Genomic DNA, 21507 nt, shown 5'->3' with positions numbered 1-21507 from the left:
TCCCCGCAGCTGGCCGGCTCATAACGGCAGGCCGGCTCATGACGGCAGGCCGGCTCATGACGGCAGGCCGGCTCATGACGGCAGGCCGGCGAACAGGTCGCTCTCCCAGCCGTGCGGGCCGTCGCCCGGGCCGCGCTGGCCGGCGGCCAGCGTGTAGTACTCCACGCCCATGAACTCGCTGCCGAAGTTGCCGGCGATCGAGTACAGCCAGGAGGTGTCCGGGATCTGGGTGGCGTGCGCGCGCATCGCGGCCACCTTGGCCTCGTGCTGGTCGGTGGCGTCGATCCGGGCCGCGACCTCCGCGTCGGACGTGCCGAACGGGAAGTCTTCGACCTTGTCGAGCCCGGCGAACGGGTTGTCGGTGGACTGCGCGAACGCGGTGATGCCCGCCTCGAGCACGCTCCGGGGCACCGTGGTCCAGTAGATCTTGTCGGGGCCGAAGCCCTCCGCGGTCGCCAGCTCGGCCGCCCGCATCGCCACCCGGTGCGCCTGGATGTGGTCGGGGTGGCCGTAGAAGCCGTTTTCGTCGTACGTGATCAGGACCTGCGGGCGGACCTCGCGCATGATCTCCAGCAGGAGGGCCGCGGCCTCGTCGACGTCGGCCTGCCAGAAGCAGCGAGGGTGCTTGTTGGTCTCCAGGCCCATCATCCCCGAGTCGCGATAGCGCCCCGCGCCGCCGAGGAAGCGGTGGTCGGTGACCCCGAGGGCGGCACACGCGGCGTCCAGCTCGGCCAGCCGGTAGCCGCCCAGCTGGTCGGCCTCGGACGCGGCGAGCAGCGCCAGGTCGGGCACGTGGATCTCGCCTTCCTCACCCAGCGTGCACGTCACCAGCGTGATCGCGACGCCCCGGGCGGCGTAGTGCGCCATCGTCGCGCCCGTGCTCACCGTCTCGTCGTCCGGGTGGGCGTGGACCAGCATGAGTCGTCGTGCCACGCGTTGCACTCTACGCGCGCGGGATCCCACCCCCACGGCGTGCCGCGTCAAGCTGTCGAATCGGCGTTTACGTGCGGACACGCCGGACGTGGTCGGGCGGACCGATCAGGCGGATTTACGATCCGGGGGTGGAGTACCCGGAGCTGGCCGCCCGTACCCGGAGGTTCACCCGCGGAGCACCGCGGGCCGTGACAGTCGCGAGCGACGGCTCGCGGGTGGTCTTCTTGCGCTCGCCCGGCCCCGAAGACGGCGCCGAGGCGCTCTGGGTGCTCGACGTGGAGACCGCCGCCGAGCGCCTGATCGCCGAGCCGGCCGGGCTGCTCGCCGACGACCGCGGCGACCTGCCCGCCGAGGAGCGGGCGCTGCGCGAGCGGCTGCGGCTCTCGGTGAGCGGCATCGGGTCGTACGCGATGGATCCGGCCGCGCGGGTGGCCGCCTTCCCGCTCGGCGGCCGCCTCTTCCGGGCCGACCTGGTCTCCGGCGACGTCACCGAGGTGGCCACGACTGGGCCGGTCGTCGACCCTCGGCCCGACCCGACCGGCCGCCGGATCGCGTACGTGACCTCGGGCAACCTGCACGTCATCCACGCCGACGGCACCGACGCGCTGCTGGCCGGCGAGGAGGGGGACGTCACCTGGGGGCTGGCCGAGTTCATCGCGGCCGAGGAGCTGGACCGCTACCGCGGCTACTGGTGGGCGCCGGACGGCCGCTCGATCCTCGCCGCGCGGGTGGACGAGTCCCGGGTGCCCCGCTGGCACCTGCACGACCCGGCCCGCCCGGAGGTGGCACCGACCAGCGTGGCGTACCCGTACGCGGGCGCGGCCAACGCCGAGGTCACCCTCCACCTGCTCGACCTCGACGGCGGCTGGGTCGACGTGCACTGGGACCGGGAGACCTACCCGTACCTGGTGTCGGTGCACTGGGCCGAGGGCGGCCCGCTGATCACCGTGCTGCGCCGCCTCCAGCAGCACGGGCTGGTGCTCTCGGTCGACCCGCGCACCGGCGAGACCCAGGTGCAAGCCGAGCTGGCCGACCCGCGCTGGGTGGAGCCGGTCCTCGGCACGCCCAGCCACCTGCCCGACGGCCGGGTGCTGGTCGGCGGCGAGCTGGCCCACGACGGCTACGACGCCCGCTGCCTCTTCGCCGACGGCACGCTGCTGACCCCGCCCTCGCTCTACGTACGCCGGGTGGTCGGCCGCATGTCCGCCGGCGCCGGCGCGGGCTCGCCCGACCTGCTCGTGGAGGCCAGCGAGGGCGAGCCGAGCGAGCAGCACCTCTTCCGGGTCCGCACCGCGATCGGCGCGGGTGGTGCCGAGATCCGCCCGCTGACCACGGCACCCGGCTGGCACGCCGGCGCGGTCGGCGGCGACGTGCTCGTGGTCGGCTCCGCCTCGCTCGACCGGGCCGGCACGCACTGGACCGTGTGGCGCGCCGGCAAGCAGATCGCCGGGATCGCCTCGCACGCGGCGAAGCCGCCGTACGCGCCGCGCCCCCTGCTGGAGCGGGTCGCCGACCGGCGCCTGCCGGCCGCCGTGCTGTACCCGCGCAACCACGTGACCGGCCGCCGCCTGCCCGTGCTGCTCGACGTCTACGGCGGCCCGGGACACCAGGAGGTGCTGGCCACGCGGGCCCGGTGGCTGGAGCGGCAATGGTGGGCGGACGCCGGCTTCGCGGTGGTCACCGTCGACAACCGGGGTACGCCGGGCGTGGCCCCGTCGTTCGAAAAGGTGATCCACCGCCGGGTCGCCGACGTCGTGCTCACCGACCAGGTCGACGCGCTGGCCGCGCTCGCCGGCAAGCACCCCGACCTCGACCTGGACCGGGTGGCGATCCGCGGCTGGTCGTTCGGCGGCTGGCTGGCCGGGCTGGCGGTGCTGCGCCGGCCGGAGATCTTCCGCTGCGGTATCGCCGGCGCCCCGGTCACCGACTGGCGGCTGTACGACACCGCGTACACCGAGCGCTACCTGGGCCTGCCGAGCGAAAACGCCGACGTGTACGCCCACCACTCGCTGGTCGAGCTCGCCGCCGAGCCGGTCCGCGACGACGCCCGCCCGCTGCTGCTGATCCACGGCCTGGCCGACGACAACGTGGTCGCCGCGCACACCCTGCGCCTCTCGGCGGCGCTGCTCGCCTCCGGCCGCCCGCACTCGGTGATCCCGCTGACCGGCGCGACGCACATGACCTCGGGTGGCGTGGGTGAGCAGCTACTGCGCCTGGAGCTCGACTTCATCCGCCGTAACCTCTGAGCCCCCCGCCCCGGCGCCGCCGCAGCGCTCCCGCGCCGCCGCCGCGCCGCTCCGGCGCCGTTGCTGCGGTTGATCAGGGACTTTGTGCAGGGACACGCCGATCGACACGCCCACGAACTCCCTGATCAACACGCGCGTAGGGGTGTAGGCCGGCCCGGGGCGGGCCGGCCGGTTCAGGGGTTACTGCTTGACGAAGGCGTTGACGAAGGCGGGGTAGCCGAAGACGCTGCTGATGAAGACCCCGCCGGCCTTGGAGCCGTGCAGGTAGTAGGCGACGTCGACGAACATCGGGACGGCCGGGGCGAGCTCCTTCATGATCCGCTCGTCGAGCTTGGCCCACTCCGGCGCCTGGGCGGCCGGGTCGAGCGCGAGCACCCGGTCGAACTCGGCGTTGATGGCGTCGTTGTTGATCAACGACGTGTTGCTGTTGCCCTCAGCCTTGATCGAGCGGCCGTCGAAGAGCACCGGCAGGATGGCGGCGCCGCTCGGCCAGTCCGCGGCCCACTGGTCCAGGTAGAGGTCCCAGGGGTTGTCCTTCTTCTTGGTCTCGTCGAGCTTTGCGTCGGCCGGGATCGACTTCACCGTGATCTTGAAGCCGGCCCGCTCCAGGTTGCCCTTGAGCTGGGTGCCGTACTCGGGGTGGTCGTCACCCACGCCGAGCACCAGCTCGGGAGTCTTTCCGGCGAGCAGCTCCTTGGCCTTCTCCGGGTTGCCGGTCGGACCGGCCGGGTACGCGTCGTACTTCTGGTAGCCGATCGTCGCCGGCGGCATCAGCGTGGTGATCGGGGACGCCACCGCCTCACCGCCGACCGACTTGACGAAGCCGTCGCGGTCGATCGCGTAGTTTAGGGCCTGGCGCACGGAGAGGTCGGTCACCCGCTGGGTGTTGATGGTCAGCCGCCAGGCGCTCGGCGTCGGCGAGATGATCGAGCGCTCCTTGAGGGCGGCGTTGCCGGCGACCTGGGAGACGAGCGCGGACGGTACGCCGTTGAACGCGAGCGCGGACTGGTCCGGGCCGCTGTCGGCGATCACGCGGTTGGCACCCGCGTCCGGGTCGGGGCCGAACGTCCAGACGAACTTGTCCGGGTACTGGTGGCGGACCGGGTCGGTGGCCGGGTCCCAGTGCTCGTTGCGCTCCAGCACGAGCTCGACGCCGGGCGTGTGCTTCGTGATCTTGTACGGCCCGGAGGAGAACGGCTGGTTGTCCAGGTTGACGCCGGTGTCCTTGTCGGGCGGCAGCGGCGCGCTCGTCGGCAGCGACAGCGCGAACGGCAGATCGCAGTGCGCCTTGGCGAACTCGAAGCGGATCGTCTTGTCGTCCGGCGTGGTCAGGCCGGGCGGCAGCGCGCTCTTGTTGGCCTTGAAGTCCCACTTGGTGTCGTAGTCGGCGGTGTCGGCGAGCCACTCCTGCACGTACGTGGGGCCGCCGGTGAGGTCGGGATCGAACGAGCGGGCGATGCCGTACGCGATCTCCTTGGCGGTGATCGGGCGCCCGTCCTCGAACTTCACGCCGTCCTTGACCTTGAACTCCCACACCTTGCAGTCGTTGTTGACGTTGGTGCCGGGCGTCTGCGCGAGGTCGCCGACGAGCGTCAGGTTGCCCTTGCCGTCGTCCTTCCAGGTGGTCAGCGTGCGGGCGTAGAGCGGGGCGTTCATGAGGCCGGCGAACGAGTACACCCGCTGCGGGTCGAGGTGCGAGATCTTGACCTCGCGGATGACCGTGAACGTGCCGCCCTTGGTCGCGCCGGGCACCTCGGGGGCCGGGCCGAGCGAGTCCTTCGGGTCGGTCGCGATCACTCCGGTCGCGGTGCGCTGCTGGTCCGCGGAGGGACCGTCTTCGGTGGTCTCGCTACAGGCGCCGGCCACCAGAACCAAAGCGAGGGCGGCGGCCACTCGAGTTCGCATGTGATCCCTCCCAAAGTGAGTTGAAGGAAAGCTACAGCTTTAACGTCACCGTTCGGTAAAAAGTTCAGCCGAGTCGCACCCGCGGGTCGATGGCCGCGTAGAGCAGGTCGACCACGACGTTGGCCAGTACGACGAAGACCGCGGCGATCAGGACGGTCGCCATGATCATGGGGAGGTCGCCGCCGCGGACCGCGTACACGGCGGTGCGGCCGAGTCCCTGGATGCCGAAGGTCGTCTCCGTGATCACGGTGCCGCCGAGCGCCGCCCCCACGTCCAGGCCGGCGATCGTGACCAGCGGGGTGACCGCTGCGCGGAGGGCGTGCCGGCCGTACACCGTCCTCTTGGCCAGCCCCTTGGCCCGCGCCGTGCGGACGAAGTCTTCGGAGAGCGTCTCCAGCATCTGTGCCCGGGCCAGCCGCGCGTAGATCGCCGAGAAGAGGAACGCGAGCGCCACCCAGGCCAGCACCAGGCCCTTCGCCCAGTCGAGCGGATCGTCGAATATGGACGTGTAGTGCGGGTTGGGCAGGAGCTTGAGCTGGTAGACGAAGACGATCAGCAGTACCGCGCCGGTGAAGTAGAGCTGGAGCGACGCCCCGGTCAGCGAAAAGCCGATCGCCAGCCGGTCGACCCAGGTGCCCCGTTTGAGCGCGGAGAGCATGCCGAGCCCGACCCCCAGCGCCAGCCAGAGGATCGCGGCCGGGATCACGATGCTCAGCGTCACCGGGAGCACCCGGGCGAGCGTGTCGGTGACCGCCTCGCTGTTGACGTACGAGTAGCCGAGGCAGGGCGCGTCACACCGGCCGCCCTGGGCACTGCCGAGGTCGCGCCCGACGAAGATCCCCTTCATGTACGCGGCGTACTGCTCGATCTTCGGGTCGCGCAGCCCCAGCTCCTGGCGGACGCGTTCCAGCCGCTCGGGGTTGCAGTTCTTCGGGCACATGCCGGTGACCGGATCGCGCGGCAGCGCGAAGAACATCAGGAACGCCAGCACGCTGACCGCGAAGAGGGTGAGCATCGCGGATAGCAGCCGCTTGATCAGAAACCGTCCCACGACCGGCTCCTATCGCGAGGACTTCGGGTCGAGCGCGTCGCGCAGCGCGTCGCCGAAGAGGTTGAAGGCCAGTACGAGCACGAAGATCGTGATGCCCGGGAAGAAGACGTACGCCGGGTCGCCCTGGAGCCAGTCGATGCTCCGGAAGATCATCACGCCGAAGTCTGGCGTGGGGTCGCGGATGCCGATGTTGAGGAACGACAGCGCCGCCTCGCCGGTCACGTACGCCGGTACGGCCAGCGAGAACGACACCAGGATCGGCGCCCACAGGTTGGGCAGCAGCTGGCGGAAGAGCATGTGCCCCAGCCCGGCGCCGCTGGCCCGGGCCGCCTCGACGAACTCCCGCTCGCGCAGCGAGATCACCTGCCCGCGTACGAGCCGGGCCATGCTCGTCCAGCCGAACGTCGCGAAGATCGCGATCAGCACCGCCACCCGGAACCAGGTCGGCACCTCGTCGCGCGGGCCGTAGAAGCGCAGCTCCACAGTGGGCATCACGGCCAGCGCGAAGATGAGGAAGGGGAGCGCGAGCGCGAAGTCGGTGACCCAGCCGATCACCGAGTCGACCCAGCCGCCCAGGTAGCCGGCGAGGGTGCCGAGCGTGATGCCGATCAGCGAGGTGAGCAGAGCGGCGGTGATCGCGATGAACAGCGACGTGCGGATGCCGTAAACCAGGCGGATGAAGATGTCCCGGCCGGACCCCGGCTCGAGGCCGAACCAGTGCTCCCCCGAGATCCCACCCGCGTACCCGAGCGGCATGCCGTCGCTGCGCCGCAGCTTCTCCTGGAACTGGTCGTACGGCCCGACGCCGTACACCAGCTCGATCAGCGGGGCGAGGATCGCGACCAGCAGGAAGAAGACGAGCGCCCCGCCGCTGACCAGCGCGACGCGGTCGCGGCGCAGCCGGGCCCGGGCGAGCTGCCCCGGCGAGCGGCCGGCGACGTCCACCCCCGTGGGCGGTGGCGGTGCGTCGGGCGCGAGCTCGGGACCCACGATCTCGGAGGAGAGACTCATCCGGCACCACCCTCCGGGAAGTGGCACGCGACGCCGCCCGCCAGCGGCGGCTCGGTCGTCGCGCAGACCTCTCGCGCCTTCCAGCACCGGCCCCGGAAGCGGCAGCCGGACGGGGGGTCGAGCGGCGTCGGCACGTCTCCGGCCAGCCGGATCCGCCCGCTCGCCCGGGCGGGTGCGGTGACCTCGGGTACGGCGGAGAGCAGCGCCCGGGTGTACGGGTGGCGCGGCCGCTCGTAGATCTGCTCCCGGTCACCGATCTCCACGATCCGCCCCAGGTACATCACCGCGACCCGCTGGCAGAAGTGCCGTACCACCGCGAGGTCGTGCGCGATGAACACGAACGCCAGCCCGAGGTCGCGCTGGAGCCCCCGCAGCAGGTTGACCACCTGGGCCTGGATCGACACGTCGAGCGCGGAGACCGGCTCGTCCGCGACGATCAGCTTGGGGCGCAGCGCCAGCGCCCGCGCGATGCCGATCCGCTGCCGCTGCCCGCCGGAGAACTCGTGCGGGTACCGGTTGTAGTGCTCCGGGTTGAGCCCGACCAGCTCCAGCAGCTCGCGTACCCGCTGGCGGACGCCGCCCGGCGGCCGGATCCCGTTGACCTCCAGGGGCGTCGCGACGATCCGCCCGACGGTGTGCCGGGGGTTCAGCGAGGCGTACGGGTCCTGGAAGATGATCTGCAGGTCCTGCCGCAGCGGTCGCAGCCCGCGCCGCCCGAGGTGGCTGATGTCCCGCCCCTCGAAGACGATCCGGCCGCCGGTCGGCTCCAGCAGCCGCACGAGCATCCGGCCGGTGGTGGTCTTGCCGCAGCCCGACTCGCCCACCAGCCCGAGCGTCTCGCCGGGCGCCACCCCGAAGTCGACCCCGTCGACCGCGCGCACCAGCCCCCGCCCGCGTACCGGGAAGTGCTTGGTGAGTCCCTCGACCTGGAGCAGCGTCATGCCGCCACCCCCGGACGGTGGCAGGCCACGAGGTGCCCCTCGGCGACCGGGCGCAGCTCGGGCACCTCCGTGCGGGACCGCTCGTCCGCGTACGGGCAGCGGGGGTGGAAGGCGCACCCGGACGGCAGGTGGATCAGGCTGGGCGGGCTGCCGGGGATGGGCACGAGGTCCGCGGCCGCGTCACCGCGCAGGGAGGGCACGCTCGCCAGCAACCCCCACGTGTACGGGTGTTGCGGTCGCCGCAGCACCTGCTCGACGCTGCCGTGCTCGACCGCGCGACCGCCGTACATCACGAGGACGTCGTCGGCCACCTGGCTGACCACGCCCAGGTCGTGGGTGATCAGCACGATCGCCGAGTTGAACTCCTTCTGCAGGCCTTCGAGCAGGTCGAGGATCTGCGCCTGCACGGTCACGTCGAGCGCGGTCGTCGGCTCGTCGGCGATGAGCAGGTCCGGGTCGTTGACGAGGGCCATCGCGATCATCGCGCGCTGCCGCATGCCACCGGAGAACTCGTGCGGGTACTGCCGCGCGCGCCGGGCCGGCTGCGGGATCCCCACCCGGTCGAGCATCTGGACCGTGCGCTCGCGCGCCTCGGCCCGGCCGGCCCGCGGGTGGTGCACCCGGTACGCCTCGGCGATCTGCCGGCCCACCGGATAGTACGGGTGCAGGGCGGAGAGCGGATCCTGAAAGATCATCGCCATGTCGCGACCGCGCAGCCGGCGTACCTCCTCGTCCGGACGCCCCACGATGTCGCGGCCGCCGACGAGGATCTCGCCGGTGATGGTCGCGCGTTTGGGATCGTGCAGGCCGAGCACCGCGAGGCTGGTGACGCTCTTGCCCGAGCCGGACTCGCCGACGATGCCGAGCGTCCGCCCGCGCTCCACGGCGAACGACACCCCGTTGACCGCCCGCACCACCCCGTCCTCGGTGGCGAAGCGGACGCGCAGGTCACGGACCTGGAGATACGGGTCGGCGGCGGTCAATCCCACAGCACCTCGCATCCGTAGAGAACTTGCAACGCGCCAGTGAGGATGAAAATAAGCTACAAGGAGGCTCCCTGTCAGCAGCCGCTACCGTAATGAGACGCCAGCACGACCGATACCACGTTGTAGTGGGTATAACCAGATGGCAGGGTTGCGCCAGGACGCGCAGGGTCGAGACGCTCGGGAGGTGACGACGATGACCGCGGTGATCCCCACCGATCACCACTTTCCGTGGACGGAGGAGGAGTACCTTGCGCTCGGCGAGACCGAGGATCGGGTCGAGCTCTTTGAGGGCGACCTACACGTGAGTTCCTCCCCTACACCTCGGCACCAACGCATCTGCGGCAAGCTGTTCATGATCCTCGACACGCCAGCCGAGGCATGCGGCCTTCATGTCCACGGGGCAATCAATCTGCGACTAAAGCCGGGCACGATCGTGATTCCTGACCTCACCATCACGTCAACCATCGACTTCGACGCCCGCGTTGTTGCCGCTGACCGGGCGAAGCTGGTTTGCGAGGTCACCTCCCCGAGCAACGCCACGACGGACAAAGTGCTCAAAATGCACTACTACGCCGAGGCTGGCATCCCGTGGTATCTGCTGGTCGAGCATCAGACGGCAACGCTGCGACTCCACCGGCTGGAGAACAACGCGTACGTTCGGCACGCCACAGTCCGACCTGGTGACGTACTGCGACTCATCGAGCCGGTAACGGCCGAGATCAGGCCGGAGTCGTTGCTGCCTCCGCACTGATCAGCACATAGGGTCATTTCCCATGACCCACTTCGACGTGGCTACCGCCGCGGTGCAGGCCGCGCTGGACGCCGGGGCGCGTTACGCCGACGCCCGGGTGATGCACCGGCGCTACGAGGCGATGTCCGCCAGAAACGGCGAGATCGAGGACCTTTCCCAGAGCGAGGACGCCGGCATCGGCGTACGCGCGCTCGTCGGCAGCGGCTGGGGCTTCTACGCCGTACCCGACCTCTCCGACGCCGCCGCCCGTGCGGCCGGCACCAGGGCCGCGAAGACCGCGGCGGCCAGCGCGCGGGTGCCGGGGCCCGCGACGGACCTGACGCCGGTCGGTGCCGGGGCCGGGTCGTGGGCCTCGGCCTGCGAAGTCGACCCGCTCTCGGTCCCCCTCTCCGACAAGGGCGACCTGCTGGTGCACGCGACCAAGACGATGCGCGAGCACGGCGCGGACGTGGCCGAGGGGCTGTACCAGATCTGGGACACCGAGAAGTGGTTCGTCTCCAGCGAGGGGCACCGGATCGACCAGCACATCCGGGAGTGCGGCGCGGGCATCTCGTCCACGGCGATCGGCGACGGCGAGGTGCAGCGGCGCAGCTACCCGGCCTACCGAGGGCAGTACGGCACGCGTGGCTGGGAGCTGGTCCAGGAGCTCGACCTCGGCGCGCACGCGGCCCGTACCGCCGACGAGGCCCGGGCCCTGCTCACCGCCCCGCTCTGCCCGGCCGGCGAGACCACGCTGATCCTCGGCGGCGAGCAGATGGCGTTGCAGATCCACGAGTCCGTGGGGCACGCGATCGAGCTGGACCGGATCCTCGGCTGGGAGGCCGCGTTCGCCGGTACGTCCTGGCTCGACCTCGACCAGCTCGGCACCCTCCACTATGGATCCGAGTTGATGAACATCACGATCGACCCGACGATCCCGGGCGCGCTGGGCAGCTTCGGCTTCGACGACGAGGGCACCCCGGCCGCGCGGCGGGACGCGGTGCGCGAGGGGCGCTGGGTGGGCGTGCTCGCCGGGCGCGACTCGGCCGCGGTCGCCGGCCTCGACTACGCCGGCAGCGTGCGGGCCGACGGGTGGTCACGCCTGCCGATGGTGCGGATGACGAACGTGGGCCTCGAACCGGGCCCGCACACCCTCGCGGAGATGATCGCCGCCACCGACGACGGCATCTTCATGGAGACCAACCGCTCCTGGTCGATCGACGACAAGCGGCTCAACTTCCAGTTCGGCACCGAGATCGCGTACGAGGTCAAGAACGGGCGGCAGGGGCGGATGCTGCGCAACCCCACGTACACGGGGATCGGTCCGGTCTTCTGGCGCTCGATGGACATGCTCTCCTCGGAGAGCGTCGCGTGGGGTACGCCGAACTGCGGCAAGGGCCAGCCCGGCCAGGTCGGCCACACCGGCCACCCGGCGGCACCGGCCCGCTTCCAGAACGTGCGGGTAGGTGTCCGTGGATAAGGGTGAAGGAGCGCAGCGAGTGCACCGTTGTCCACCGGGTTCGGAAAGGCAGGGGGGATGATGAGGGACATCGCGCACCGGGTCCTTTCGATGGTGGGTCCGGGCGTCGAGGCGGAGGTCTTCGTCGGCCACACCGCGCTGGCGCTGACCCGCTTCGCCAACTCGTCCATCCACCAGAACGTCGCGGACGCCACCACCTCGGTACGCCTGCGCCTGCACGCGGACGGGCGGACCGCGAGCGGCTCGACCACCGTGACCACCGACGAAGGCCTCGCCGGGCTGGTGCGGCGGACCCGCGAGGCGACCCGCCTGCTGCCGCCGGACGCGGGCTGGCCGGGCCTCGCACCGCTGGCGCCACTGGCCGGCGAGGGCAACTGGGACGAGGCCACCGCCCAGGCCGCACCGGACGCGCGGGCCGATCGGGTACGCGCGTTCGTCGACGCCGCCGGCGGGCTGGAGACGGCCGGCTACTGCCGCACGATGCACGCGGCCGGCGCGTTCGCCAACTCGGCGGGCCAGTCGGTCACCGGCCGCACCGCCGAGGTGGCGATGGACGCGATCGCCCGGCTCGACGGCGCGGACGGCCTGGGGCGCCTCGCCAGCGGGCGGCTGTCCGAGGTGGACGGCGCGGTCCTCGGTGCCCGCGCCGCGGCGAAGGCCCGGGCCAGTGCCGGGGCGGTCGAGCTGCCGCCCGGTCGGTACGAGGTGGTGCTGGAGGCGCCGGCGGTGGCCGACCTCCTGCAAAACTTCGCGCTGTACGGCTTCAACGGCAAGTCGTACAACGAGCGCCGGTCCTTCGCCGAGCCCGGCGCGGAGCAGTTCGACCACGCGATCACGCTGGTCGACGACACGCTCGGCGCCGGCGGGCTGGGCCTGCCGTTCGACGCGGAGGGCACGCCGAAGCGGCGGGTCGCGTTCGTGTCGGGCGGCGTGACCGAGTCGGTGGCGCACGACCGCCGCACCGCCGCCGAGGCGGGCGCCGAGTCGACCGCCCACGCGCTGCCCAGCGGTGGCGCGTTCGGCGCGATCCCGGCGAGCATGCGGCTGGACCCCGGCCCGGCGACCGGCGAGGCGGCCGAGCTCGGGGCCGTCGTGGACCCGGCGGCCGCCGCACTGGTGGCCGGCGTCGAGCGCGGGCTGCTGGTGACCGACCTCTGGTACACGCGGGTGCTCGACCCGAAGAGCCTCGTGGTGACCGGCCTGACCCGTAACGGCGTGTGGCTGATCGAAGACGGTGAGATCACCACGCCGGTGCGAAACTTCCGGTTCACCCAGTCCTACCCGCAGGCGCTGGCGCCGGGTGCGGTACTAGGTGTCGGTGCCGAGGTAACAACGGTGCCCGACGGCTGGGGCGCCGCCTGGCGCACCACCCCCGCCCTGCGGCTCGCCTCCTGGAACTTCACCGGCGGCGCCTCGGGCTGAGTGTCCCTTCTGGCCGTTGATCAGGGACTTGGTGGGCGTGTCGAGCGGCGAGCCGCCCCACGAGATCCCTGATCAACGGCCGGAGGCGCCGCCGGGGGCGGGCGGCCAGCCGCCGGAGGCGGGCGGCGGGCGCGATCATGGGGTGGATCACATAGCGCGTCAGTGCTTGACTTGGCGCCGTGACGGACGACGACGCGCCCACCCCCGCGGAGACGCCCCCGGACAAGCCAGCCAGGGTGCCCGCCAGCGCGGCCGCCCGGCGGCAGCGCCGGATCCTCGCGATCGGCGGCGGGGTCCTCGCCGCCCTCCTCATCGCCGTCTGCGCCGGTGGCGTCGCGGTGATCAGCGGGATCGACAGCATCGTCGACCGCGCCGGGGAGAACGAGCGGGGCGTCGCGCGCACCGACGCCGCCTGCGTCGAGCTCGAGCGGCGGCTCAACCGCCTGATGCCGCCGGGCGCGGCCGAAGACCCGCGGGCCCGGGCCACCGCCGTCCGCAACGAGAACGCGGCCGTCCGCCCGTTCCTCGCCGAGCTCGACCAGCTGCCCGGCGACCGCGGCGAGCACCGGCAAGACTGGATCGACGCGTGGAGCCGGCTGGTCGAGGCCCGGTCCGCCTACGCCGGGGCGCTGGACCGCCAGGTCACCGGTGGCGAGCCGGCGTTCTTCGTACCGCCGCAGGGCCAGCGCGGCAAGCCGGTGGTGGAGCGCCTGGTGGACGCCGGTCCCGACTCCTGCGACGGGTCCGTACGGCGGCTGGCCAGCCCTGACCTCTGACTTACGTGACCCACGGGTAGTGAACTACTCCACAAGGCGCTGGACTTACGTAATCGCCCTGACACACGCAAGACTCCCATGCACGTGGCCGTCAACACGCGGCGTAACGTGTAGCACCGAAACCGCGCGGATGCGCCGTTAGGGAGACATAAAGAATGACGACTACGGCAACGAGGCCGGGTGCGCGGGCGCGCGCCGCCATCGCGGCGAAGACCCTGCGTACGGACCGGTGGTGGCTGGCTCCGCTCATCACCGTCATCGGGCTCGGCGGTTGGGTCGCGTACGCCACGGTGCGAGTGTTCATGCACAAGTGGTACTGGGTGGAGGACTTCCACTACCTCACCCCGTTCTACTCACCGTGCATCACCGACCGCTGCGTACCCGAGGCCGCGCACTTCGGCACCTACCTGCCGGGCTGGTGGATCATCCCGGAGGCCGCCTTCAGCCTCCCGTTCCTGCTGCTCTTCCGGCTCACCTGCTACTACTACCGCAAGGCCTACTACCGGGCCTTCTGGATGTCGCCGCCGGCCTGCGCCGTGCCGGACGGGCACAAGACGTACGGCGGCGAGACCCGCTTCCCGCTGATCTTCCAGAACGCCCACCGGTACGCGTTCTACGCCGCGGGCATCATCTCGCTGATCAACACGTACGACGCGATCCTGGCGTTCCACAGCCCCGACGGCTTCGGCTTCGGGCTGGGCAACGTCATCCTGGTCGGCAACGTGGTGATGCTCTGGGCGTACACGATCTCCTGCCACTCGTGCCGGCACATCATCGGCGGCCGGCTCAAGCACTTCTCCAAGCACCCGATGCGCTACCGCGCCTGGACGTTCGTCTCCAAGTTGAACGCGCGGCACATGCAGCTCGCCTGGATCACGCTGGGCACGCTCGCGCTGACGGACTTCTACGTCATGGCCGTGTCCGCGGGCTGGTTCTCGGACCTCCGGTTCATCAACTAAAGGCGCCCTGATATGACTACGCGAATCGAACGACACCACTACGACGTCGTCGTCATCGGGGCCGGTGGTGCCGGCCTGCGCGCGGCGATCGAGTCCCGGCTGGCCGGCAAGAAGACCGCGATCATCTCCAAGTCGCTCTTCGGCAAGGCACACACGGTGATGGCCGAGGGCGGCGCCGCCGCGGCGATGGGCAACGTCAACAGCCGCGACAACTGGATGGTCCACTACCGCGACACCATGCGGGGCGGGAAGTTCCTCAACAACTTCCGGATGGCCGAGCTGCACGCCAAGGAGGCGCCGGACCGGATCTGGGAACTGGAGACGTACGGCGCGCTGTTCGACCGTACGAAGGACGGCAAGATCTCGCAGCGCAACTTCGGCGGCCACGAGTACCCGCGGCTCGCGCACGTCGGTGACCGCACCGGCCTGGAGCTGATCCGCACGCTGCAGCAGAAGATCGTCTCCCTCCAGCAGGAGGACAAGGCCGAGACCGGCAGCTACGACTCGCGCATCCGGGTCTTCGCCGAGACCACGATCACCGAGCTGCTCCTCGACGGCGACCGGGTCGCCGGCGCGTTCGGCTACTACCGGGAGACCGGCGAGTTCGTGCTCTTCGAGGCGCCCGCGATCGTGCTGGCCACGGGTGGCGTCGGCCGCTCGTACAAGGTCACGTCGAACTCCTGGGAGTACACCGGCGACGGCCACGCGCTCGCGCTCCGCGCCGGCGCCACGCTGATCAACATGGAGTTCCTCCAGTTCCACCCGACCGGCATGGTCTGGCCCCCCTCGGTCAAGGGCATCCTGGTCACGGAGTCGGTCCGCGGCGACGGCGGCGTGCTGAAGAACTCCGAGGGCAAGCGGTTCATGTTCAACTACGTCCCCGACGTCTTCCGCAAGCAGTACGCGGAGACGGAAGAGGAGGGCGACCGCTGGTACACCGACCCGGACAACAACCGCCGCCCGCCCGAGCTGCTCCCCCGCGACGAGGTGGCCCGCGCCATCAACAACGAGGTCAAGGAGGGGCGTGGCTCCCCCGCCGGCGGCGTCTTCCTGGACGTCTCCAGCCGGCTCCCGGCCGAGGTGATCATCAAGAAGCTGCCGTCGATGCACCACCAGTTCAAGGAGCTGGCCGGCGTCGACATCACCAAGGAGCCGATGGAGGTCGGGCCGACCTGCCACTACGTGATGGGCGGCGTCGAGGTCGACCCGGACACCGCGGCGGCGGCCGGCACGGTGCAGGGGCTCTTCGCGGCCGGCGAGGTCTCCGGCGGCATGCACGGCTCCAACCGGCTCGGCGGCAACTCCCTGAGCGACCTGCTGGTCTTCGGCAAGCGGGCGGGCGAGCACGCCGCGACGTACACGGACGCGCTGCCCACCCGGCCCCGGGTGGCACAGTCCGACCTGGACACGGCGGTGGAGACCGCGCTGGCGCCGCTCCAGCGGGACGGCGGGGAAAACCCGTACACGCTGCAGCAGGACCTGCAGGCCGTGATGGGCGACCTGGTCGGCATCATCCGCCGCAAGGGCGAGCTGGAGGAGTCGCTGGTCCGCCTCGCCGAGCTGCGCGAGCGGGTCGGCAAGGTCAGCGCCGCCGGCGGGCGCCGGTACAACCCGGGCTGGCACCTCGCCCTCGACCTGCGCAACATGCTGGTCGTCTCGGAGTGCACGGCCAAGGCGGCGCTGGAGCGGGAGGAGTCGCGCGGCGGCCACACCCGCGAGGACTTCCCGTCGATGCGCCCGGAGTGGCGGCAGGTCAACCTGGTCTGCTCGCTCGACGGCGACAAGGTACAGCTGGAGCACAAACCCCTGCCGAAGATGCGGCCCGAGCTGATCCAGCTCTTCGACCGCACCGAGCTTTCCAAGTATCTGACCGATGAGGAGCTCGCCGAGTTCGACGCGCTCGCTGAGGAGGCTGCCAAGTAATGGGCGCGAAGCGTCGTTTCAAGGTCTGGCGGGGCGACGAGACCGGCGGTGACCTGAAGGACTACGAGGTCGAGGTCAACGAGGGCGAGGTGGTCCTCGACGTCATCCACCGGCTCCAGGCCACGCAGACGCCCGACCTGGCCTGCCGGTGGAACTGCAAGGCCGGCAAGTGCGGCTCCTGCTCGATGGAGATCAACGGTACGCCGCGGCTGGGCTGCATGACCCGGATGTCCACGTTCACCGAAGACGAGACCGTCACCGTCACTCCACTGCGGACGTTCCCGGTGATCCGCGACCTGGTCACGGACGTCTCCTTCAACTACGAGAAGGCTCGGCAGACGCCCGCGTTCGCGCCGCCGGTCGGCGTGCCGCCCGGCCAGTACCGGATGCAGCAGGTCGACGTCGAGCGCTCGCAGGAGTTTCGCAAGTGCATCGAGTGCTTCCTGTGCCAGAACACGTGCCACGTGGTACGTGACCACGAGGAGAACAAGCGGGCGTTCGCCGGGCCGCGCTACTTCATCCGCGCCGCCGAGCTCGACATGCACCCGCTCGACGCCAAGGAAGACCGCAAGGAGTACGCCCAGGCCTCGATGGGAATGGGGTACTGCAACATCACCAAGTGCTGCACCGAGGTCTGCCCCGAGCACATCAAGATCACCGACAATGCGATCATTCCCATGAAGGAGCGGGTGGTCGACCGCCGGTACGACCCGCTGGTGTGGCTGGGCCGGAAGATCTTCCGGCGCGACCAGCTGGACGGCGCGGGCCAGGCCGCGGGGACCCCCTCGCTCGTGGGAGCACGCACGGAAGGGTCCGAAGTGGAGCAGCACCATGGGCTCAACTGGCACCGCGAGATTCCGCCGCCGCAGGCCGCCCCGGTGGACGAGACCGGCCGGCTGCCGATTTCCGAGATCACGGCCGACCGGGCGGGCGGGCCGTCGCCGTTCGGCGACGACCAGACGTTCCCCCTGCCGCCGGAGGGCCTGAACTACGCCCACCCCGAGCGGGACTGAGCGGTGTTTTCGCATGCTGAGGGCGCCCTTCGGGGCGCCCTCAGCGTTCTCCGGCTCGCGCCGTCGATCGGGGAGCTCGCGGGCGGGTCTGATCCACCCCTGTGGGGGTCAGCGCTTCAGGAAGGGGGGTAGGGCGGCGACGATCGGGGCGTCCGCCGGCAGCCACTGGACGGAGAGCAGCTCTTCCGTGCCGAGCCAGCGCAGCTCCTCGTGCTCCAGCGCCTGGGGTACCCCGCCGTCGAGCAGCTCGGCCGTGAAGACCCGGAGCAGGGCGCGCCCGTGGCCGAGGAGCACGTCCTCACCGACCCGCTCGCCGACCGCGACCCGGACGCCGAGCTCTTCCTCGCACTCCCGGACGAGCGCCTCGACGTCGGACTCGCCCGGCTCGACCTTCCCGCCGGGAAACTCCCACATACCGGCCATCTCGGGCGGATCAGATCGAGCGCAGGCCAAAACCTTCCCATTTACGATGATCGCGGCGCCGACGATGATCCTTTGGTTAATCCGTTCGGACTGCACGGCCGACCAGCCTTCCAGATCAATAAGGAATTCGGGTGCCTGAGCCGTCCCGTAGGGCACCAGAAGACGGAAATGTGGGCGTGGACACACCAGCCGCTTAGCGGCAAGACTGGGGGGCACCGAACGATGACGAGATGGCGACGATTTGGCCACAAGCCGGCAACGACGCCTGGGAGGTGTGGCATATGCGTGCTCTGTGGGGAAGCAGGGCTAGCCGTGACTACCTCAGCGACGCCCTGACCCTGCTGCCCGGCTGGACCCGCGAGGGTCGGCAGATCAAGCGCACGCTGGTAATCGATGATTCACAACACGCGGCACTCACCGAGCGTATCAAGGTGGTCGCCGATGCGTTACACCTCCAGCCGGAGGTCCGGCGCCTCGATGGACACACCCAGATCCGGCTGACGCCACGCGACGGCGAGACCATCACCGAGGGTGAAGTCACGCTCGCCGCCCGCATCGAAGACGCATACCGGACCGTGACCAGCAGCGCGTAGCCAACCGACTACACATTGAAGCGAAACTCGACGACGTCACCGTCGCGCATCACGTAGTCCTTGCCCTCCATGCGCACCTTGCCGGCCGCCTTGGCCGCCGCCATCGACCCCGCCGCCATCAGGTCCTCGTACGAGACGATCTCGGCCTTGATGAAGCCGCGCTGGAAGTCGGAGTGGATCACACCCGCGGCCTCCGGTGCGGTCGCCCCGACCGGGATGGTCCAGGCCCGCGCCTCCTTCGGCCCGGCCGTCAGGTACGTCTGCAGCCCCAGCGTGCGGAAGCCGACCCGGATCAGCTGGTGCAGCCCCGGCTCCGGCTGGCCGATCGACTCCAGCAGCTCGCGGGCCTCCTCTTCGGGCAGGTCGATCAGCTCGGACTCGACCTTGGCGTCCATGAAGACCGCCTCGGCGGGCGCGACCAGGGCGCGCAGCTCGTCCAGGAACTCCGCGTTGGCCAGCTCCTCCTCGTCGACGTTGAAGACGTAGAGGAACGGCTTCGTGGTGAGCAGGTGCAGCTCGCGCAGCTCGGCCACGTCGATACCGGCCGTGGCGGCGCCGGCGTAGAGCGTGGTGCCCTCGTTGAGCAGCTTCGCGGCGGCGGCCGCCGCGGCGGCGACCGGCGCCCGCTCCTTGCGGAGCTTCGCCTCCTTCTCCAGCCGGGGCAGCGCCTTCTCGAGCGTCTGGAGGTCGGCGAGCATCAGCTCGGTGTTGATCGTCTCGATGTCGTCGGCGGGCGAGACCTTGCCGTCGACGTGCACCACGTTCGGGTCGGAGAACGCGCGGACGACCTGGCAGATCGCGCTCGCGTCGCGGATGTTGGCGAGGAACGCGTTGCCCCGTCCCTGCCCCTTCGACGCGCCGCGGACCAGCCCGGCGATGTCGACGAACGACACCGGCGCGGGGATCAGCTTCTGCGAGCCGTACATCTCGGCGAGCTTGCCCAGCCGGGGATCGGGCAGGCCGACGACGCCGACGTTCGGCTCGATCGTGGCGAAGGGATAGTTGGCGGCGAGGACGTCGTTTTTGGTCAGCGCGTTGAACAGCGTGCTTTTGCCGACGTTGGGCAGGCCGACGATGCCGATCGTGAGACTCACGGCCCGCCAGTCTACGCGCCGGCCGCAGGCGCCCCGCGCCGACGCTCATGTCCGAAACCCGCGAGCATCCGGTGGCGACCCGGGGCACGATCGATGGCGTGGAGTTGGACTTCGAGCGGTGCTACCGGGCCGTCGACAGCCGCGACGGGCGGTTCGACGGCTGGTTCTTCACGGCTGTCACGTCGACCGGCATCTACTGCCGGCCGTCCTGCCCCGCCGTCACGCCAAAGCCGGAAAACGTGCGCTTCTACCCGTCCGCCGCCGCCGCGCAGCGGGCCGGGTTCCGGGCCTGCCGGCGGTGCCGCCCGGACGCGGCGCCCGGCTCGCCGGAGTGGGACGTCCGCGCGGACGTCGTCGGCCGGGCGATGCGGCTGATCGCCGACGGCGTGGTGGACCGCGCCGGCGTACCGGGGCTGGCCAGCCGCCTCGGCTACACCGAGCGGCACCTGCACCGGATGCTCACGGCCGAGCTCGGCGCCGGGCCGCTCGCGCTGGCCCGGGCACAGCGGGCGCAGACCGCGCGCATCCTGATCGAGACGACCGACCTGGGGCTGGCCGAGATCGCGTTCGCGGCCGGGTTCGGCAGCGTACGGCAGTTCAACGACACGATCCGCGAGGTCTTCGGGTCGGCGCCGTCGGCACTGCGCAAGACGAAGCGGGAGCGAGCGCCCGAGCCCGGCGCGATCCACCTGCGCCTGGCGTACCGGCCGCCGCTGCACGCCGAGTCGCTGCTGGAGTTCCTGGCGCTGCGGGCGGTGCCGGGCGTGGAGGAGGCGGACACCACGACGTACCGGCGAGGGCTGCGCCTGCCGCACGGCTCGGCGACGGTGGAGCTGACCCCGATGCCCGGCTACGTGGCCGCCCTGCTCCGCCTCTCCGACGTACGCGACCTGGCGCCGGCCGTGGCCCGCTGCCGCCGCCTGCTCGACCTGGACGCCGACCCGGTGGCGGTGGACGCCGCCCTCGCCGAAGACGAGGCGCTCGCGCCGGTGGTGGCGAAGGAGCCAGGCGTACGGGTGCCCCGCTCGGTGGACAGCTTCGAGATGGCGGTACGCGCGATCGTCGGCCAGCAGATCTCGGTGGCCGCCGCGCGCAAGGTGCTCGCCAAGCTGGTGCCGGCCGGCGAGACGCTGTTTCCCGGCCCGGAGGAGATGCTGGCGCTGCCGGACGAGGCGTTCAAGATGCCGGCCGCGCGGCGGGCCACGATCCGCGCGCTCGCCTCCGCGGTCGCCGGCGGTGAGCTGGACCTCGACCCGGGGGCGGACCGGGAGGAGGCCGTCCGCAACCTCACCAAGCTGCCCGGCGTCGGCTCGTGGACCGCCGGCTACGTCGCGATGCGGGGGATCGGCGACCCCGACTCGTTCCTCCCGACCGACCTGGGGGTGCGCCGGGGCGCGAAGGCGCTCGGGCTCCCCGACGATCCGAAAGCGCTCGACGCGCACGCGGCCCGCTGGGCGCCGTGGCGCTCGTACGCCCTGATCCGACTCTGGAGACAAGCATGAACAGCACCACCATCGCCACGCCGGCCGGCCCGTTTACGATCCTCGCGAGCGACGCCGGCGCGGTACGGGCGGCCGGCTTCACCACCGACGAGGGCGAGCTGCTCGCGCTCGTACACCCGAGCCTGCGGGCGGAACCGCGGCCGCGACCGGACCTCGGACCGGTGAGCGCGGCGGTGCTGTCCTATTTGGACGGTGACGTCTCCGCGATCGACGACGTGCCGGTCGAGCAGCGCACCGGTGGGCCTTACCTCGCGCACGCCTGGGACGTGCTACGCGAGGTGAAGCCGGGCGAGCCGGTGACGTACACCGAGTTCGCGCAGCTGTCCGGCCGGCCCGAGGCAATCCGGGCGGCGGCGAGCGCCTGTGCCCGCAACGCGGTCGCGCTCTTCGTTCCATGCCACCGCGTCGTGGGCACCGACGGCACGCTTCGCGGCTACCGCTGGGGCCTGGACATCAAGAAGTGGCTTCTGGCACACGAGCGGACAACAAACTCGTAAACGTCAGACGTAACAGCTACCG

At 71.1% G+C, this 21507-nt stretch carries 18 protein-coding genes and 2 pseudogenes; 12 read left to right on the top strand and 8 right to left on the bottom strand.

Annotation, left to right across the window (positions count from 1 at the left end):
- Positions 1 to 72: 72 nt before the first annotated feature.
- Positions 73 to 918, bottom strand: coding sequence for an N-acetyl-1-D-myo-inositol-2-amino-2-deoxy-alpha-D-glucopyranoside deacetylase (mshB, locus tag RB614_RS39000; RefSeq protein ID WP_308717764.1), 846 nt, complete (start codon positions 916 to 918; stop codon positions 73 to 75).
- A gap of 143 nt (positions 919 to 1061) precedes the next feature.
- Here mshB and RB614_RS38995 point away from each other — a divergent pair, with 143 nt between their 5' ends.
- Complete coding sequence (locus tag RB614_RS38995) at positions 1062 to 3179, top strand: S9 family peptidase (protein ID WP_308717743.1); 2118 nt, start codon at positions 1062 to 1064, stop codon at positions 3177 to 3179.
- Between the two features lie 180 nt (positions 3180 to 3359).
- On the opposite strand, the gene RB614_RS38990 is transcribed toward RB614_RS38995, so the two are convergent.
- The 5 genes from RB614_RS38990 to RB614_RS38970 form a co-directional block, all read right to left on the bottom strand.
- Positions 3360 to 5084, bottom strand: coding sequence for an ABC transporter substrate-binding protein (locus RB614_RS38990; protein ID WP_308717742.1), 1725 nt, complete (start codon positions 5082 to 5084; stop codon positions 3360 to 3362).
- 64 nt (positions 5085 to 5148) lie between these two features.
- On the bottom strand, positions 5149 to 6135 hold the full coding sequence (locus tag RB614_RS38985; RefSeq protein ID WP_308717741.1) for an ABC transporter permease: 987 nt from the start codon (positions 6133 to 6135) through the stop codon (positions 5149 to 5151).
- 9 nt (positions 6136 to 6144) lie between these two features.
- Complete coding sequence (locus tag RB614_RS38980; protein ID WP_308717740.1) at positions 6145 to 7146, bottom strand: ABC transporter permease; 1002 nt, start codon at positions 7144 to 7146, stop codon at positions 6145 to 6147.
- Complete coding sequence (locus tag RB614_RS38975; RefSeq protein WP_308717739.1) at positions 7143 to 8087, bottom strand: ABC transporter ATP-binding protein; 945 nt, start codon at positions 8085 to 8087, stop codon at positions 7143 to 7145. Before RB614_RS38975 ends, RB614_RS38980 begins: the two co-directional genes overlap by 4 nt.
- Positions 8084 to 9088 carry an ABC transporter ATP-binding protein gene (locus RB614_RS38970; RefSeq protein ID WP_428983196.1) on the bottom strand — a complete coding sequence of 335 codons (1005 nt, stop codon included), beginning with the start codon at positions 9086 to 9088 and terminating at the stop codon, positions 8084 to 8086. The genes RB614_RS38975 and RB614_RS38970 overlap by 4 nt, the downstream gene beginning before the upstream one ends.
- Positions 9089 to 9266: 178 nt before the next feature.
- On the opposite strand from RB614_RS38970, the gene RB614_RS38965 reads away from it, so the two are divergent.
- The 8 genes and pseudogenes from RB614_RS38965 to RB614_RS44535 all read left to right on the top strand — a co-directional run.
- Positions 9267 to 9824, top strand: coding sequence for a Uma2 family endonuclease (locus RB614_RS38965; protein WP_308717738.1), 558 nt, complete (start codon positions 9267 to 9269; stop codon positions 9822 to 9824).
- Positions 9825 to 9846: 22 nt separating this feature from the next.
- Positions 9847 to 11283: a TldD/PmbA family protein gene (locus tag RB614_RS38960; protein ID WP_308717737.1), complete on the top strand. Its 1437-nt coding sequence runs from the start codon at positions 9847 to 9849 to the stop codon at positions 11281 to 11283.
- 57 nt (positions 11284 to 11340) lie between these two features.
- Positions 11341 to 12705: a TldD/PmbA family protein gene (locus tag RB614_RS38955; RefSeq protein ID WP_428983195.1), complete on the top strand. Its 1365-nt coding sequence runs from the start codon at positions 11341 to 11343 to the stop codon at positions 12703 to 12705.
- Between the two features lie 179 nt (positions 12706 to 12884).
- Positions 12885 to 13481, top strand: a complete 597-nt coding sequence (locus tag RB614_RS38950; protein ID WP_308717736.1) for a hypothetical protein — start codon at positions 12885 to 12887, stop codon at positions 13479 to 13481.
- 155 nt (positions 13482 to 13636) lie between these two features.
- Positions 13637 to 14440 carry a hypothetical protein gene (locus tag RB614_RS38945; protein WP_308717735.1) on the top strand — a complete coding sequence of 268 codons (804 nt, stop codon included), beginning with the start codon at positions 13637 to 13639 and terminating at the stop codon, positions 14438 to 14440.
- A gap of 12 nt (positions 14441 to 14452) precedes the next feature.
- A complete protein-coding gene (locus RB614_RS38940) occupies positions 14453 to 16363 on the top strand; it encodes a fumarate reductase/succinate dehydrogenase flavoprotein subunit (protein WP_308717734.1) in 1911 nt (636 codons plus the stop codon).
- A pseudogene (locus tag RB614_RS38935) lies at positions 16363 to 17115 on the top strand (succinate dehydrogenase/fumarate reductase iron-sulfur subunit); the annotation flags it as partial. The gene RB614_RS38940 and the pseudogene RB614_RS38935, both read left to right, overlap by 1 nt.
- An 81-nt stretch (positions 17116 to 17196) precedes the next feature.
- A pseudogene (locus RB614_RS44535) lies at positions 17197 to 17376 on the top strand (succinate dehydrogenase/fumarate reductase iron-sulfur subunit); the annotation flags it as partial.
- A gap of 108 nt (positions 17377 to 17484) precedes the next feature.
- Here RB614_RS44535 and RB614_RS38930 read toward each other — a convergent pair.
- A complete protein-coding gene (locus RB614_RS38930; RefSeq protein WP_428983198.1) occupies positions 17485 to 17868 on the bottom strand; it encodes a (deoxy)nucleoside triphosphate pyrophosphohydrolase in 384 nt (127 codons plus the stop codon).
- 203 nt (positions 17869 to 18071) lie between these two features.
- On the opposite strand from RB614_RS38930, the gene RB614_RS38925 reads away from it, so the two are divergent.
- Positions 18072 to 18392, top strand: a complete 321-nt coding sequence (locus tag RB614_RS38925) for a 4a-hydroxytetrahydrobiopterin dehydratase (RefSeq protein ID WP_428983197.1) — start codon at positions 18072 to 18074, stop codon at positions 18390 to 18392.
- A gap of 8 nt (positions 18393 to 18400) precedes the next feature.
- On the opposite strand, the gene ychF is transcribed toward RB614_RS38925, so the two are convergent.
- A complete protein-coding gene (ychF, locus tag RB614_RS38920) occupies positions 18401 to 19486 on the bottom strand; it encodes a redox-regulated ATPase YchF (RefSeq protein ID WP_308717732.1) in 1086 nt (361 codons plus the stop codon).
- Positions 19487 to 19584: 98 nt separating this feature from the next.
- Between ychF and RB614_RS38915 the strand changes: the two genes are divergently transcribed.
- Both RB614_RS38915 and RB614_RS38910 read left to right on the top strand, forming a co-directional pair.
- Complete coding sequence (locus RB614_RS38915) at positions 19585 to 20988, top strand: AlkA N-terminal domain-containing protein (protein ID WP_308717731.1); 1404 nt, start codon at positions 19585 to 19587, stop codon at positions 20986 to 20988.
- Positions 20985 to 21485: a methylated-DNA--[protein]-cysteine S-methyltransferase gene (locus tag RB614_RS38910; protein WP_308717730.1), complete on the top strand. Its 501-nt coding sequence runs from the start codon at positions 20985 to 20987 to the stop codon at positions 21483 to 21485. The genes RB614_RS38915 and RB614_RS38910 overlap by 4 nt, the downstream gene beginning before the upstream one ends.
- Positions 21486 to 21507: the final 22 nt, after the last annotated feature.

Source organism: Phytohabitans maris (assembly GCF_031085175.1).
GTDB classification, from domain to species: domain Bacteria; phylum Actinomycetota; class Actinomycetes; order Mycobacteriales; family Micromonosporaceae; genus Phytohabitans; species Phytohabitans maris.
Note: the sequence above shows the minus strand (reverse complement) of the source record. Positions and strands in the feature narration are given on the sequence as shown.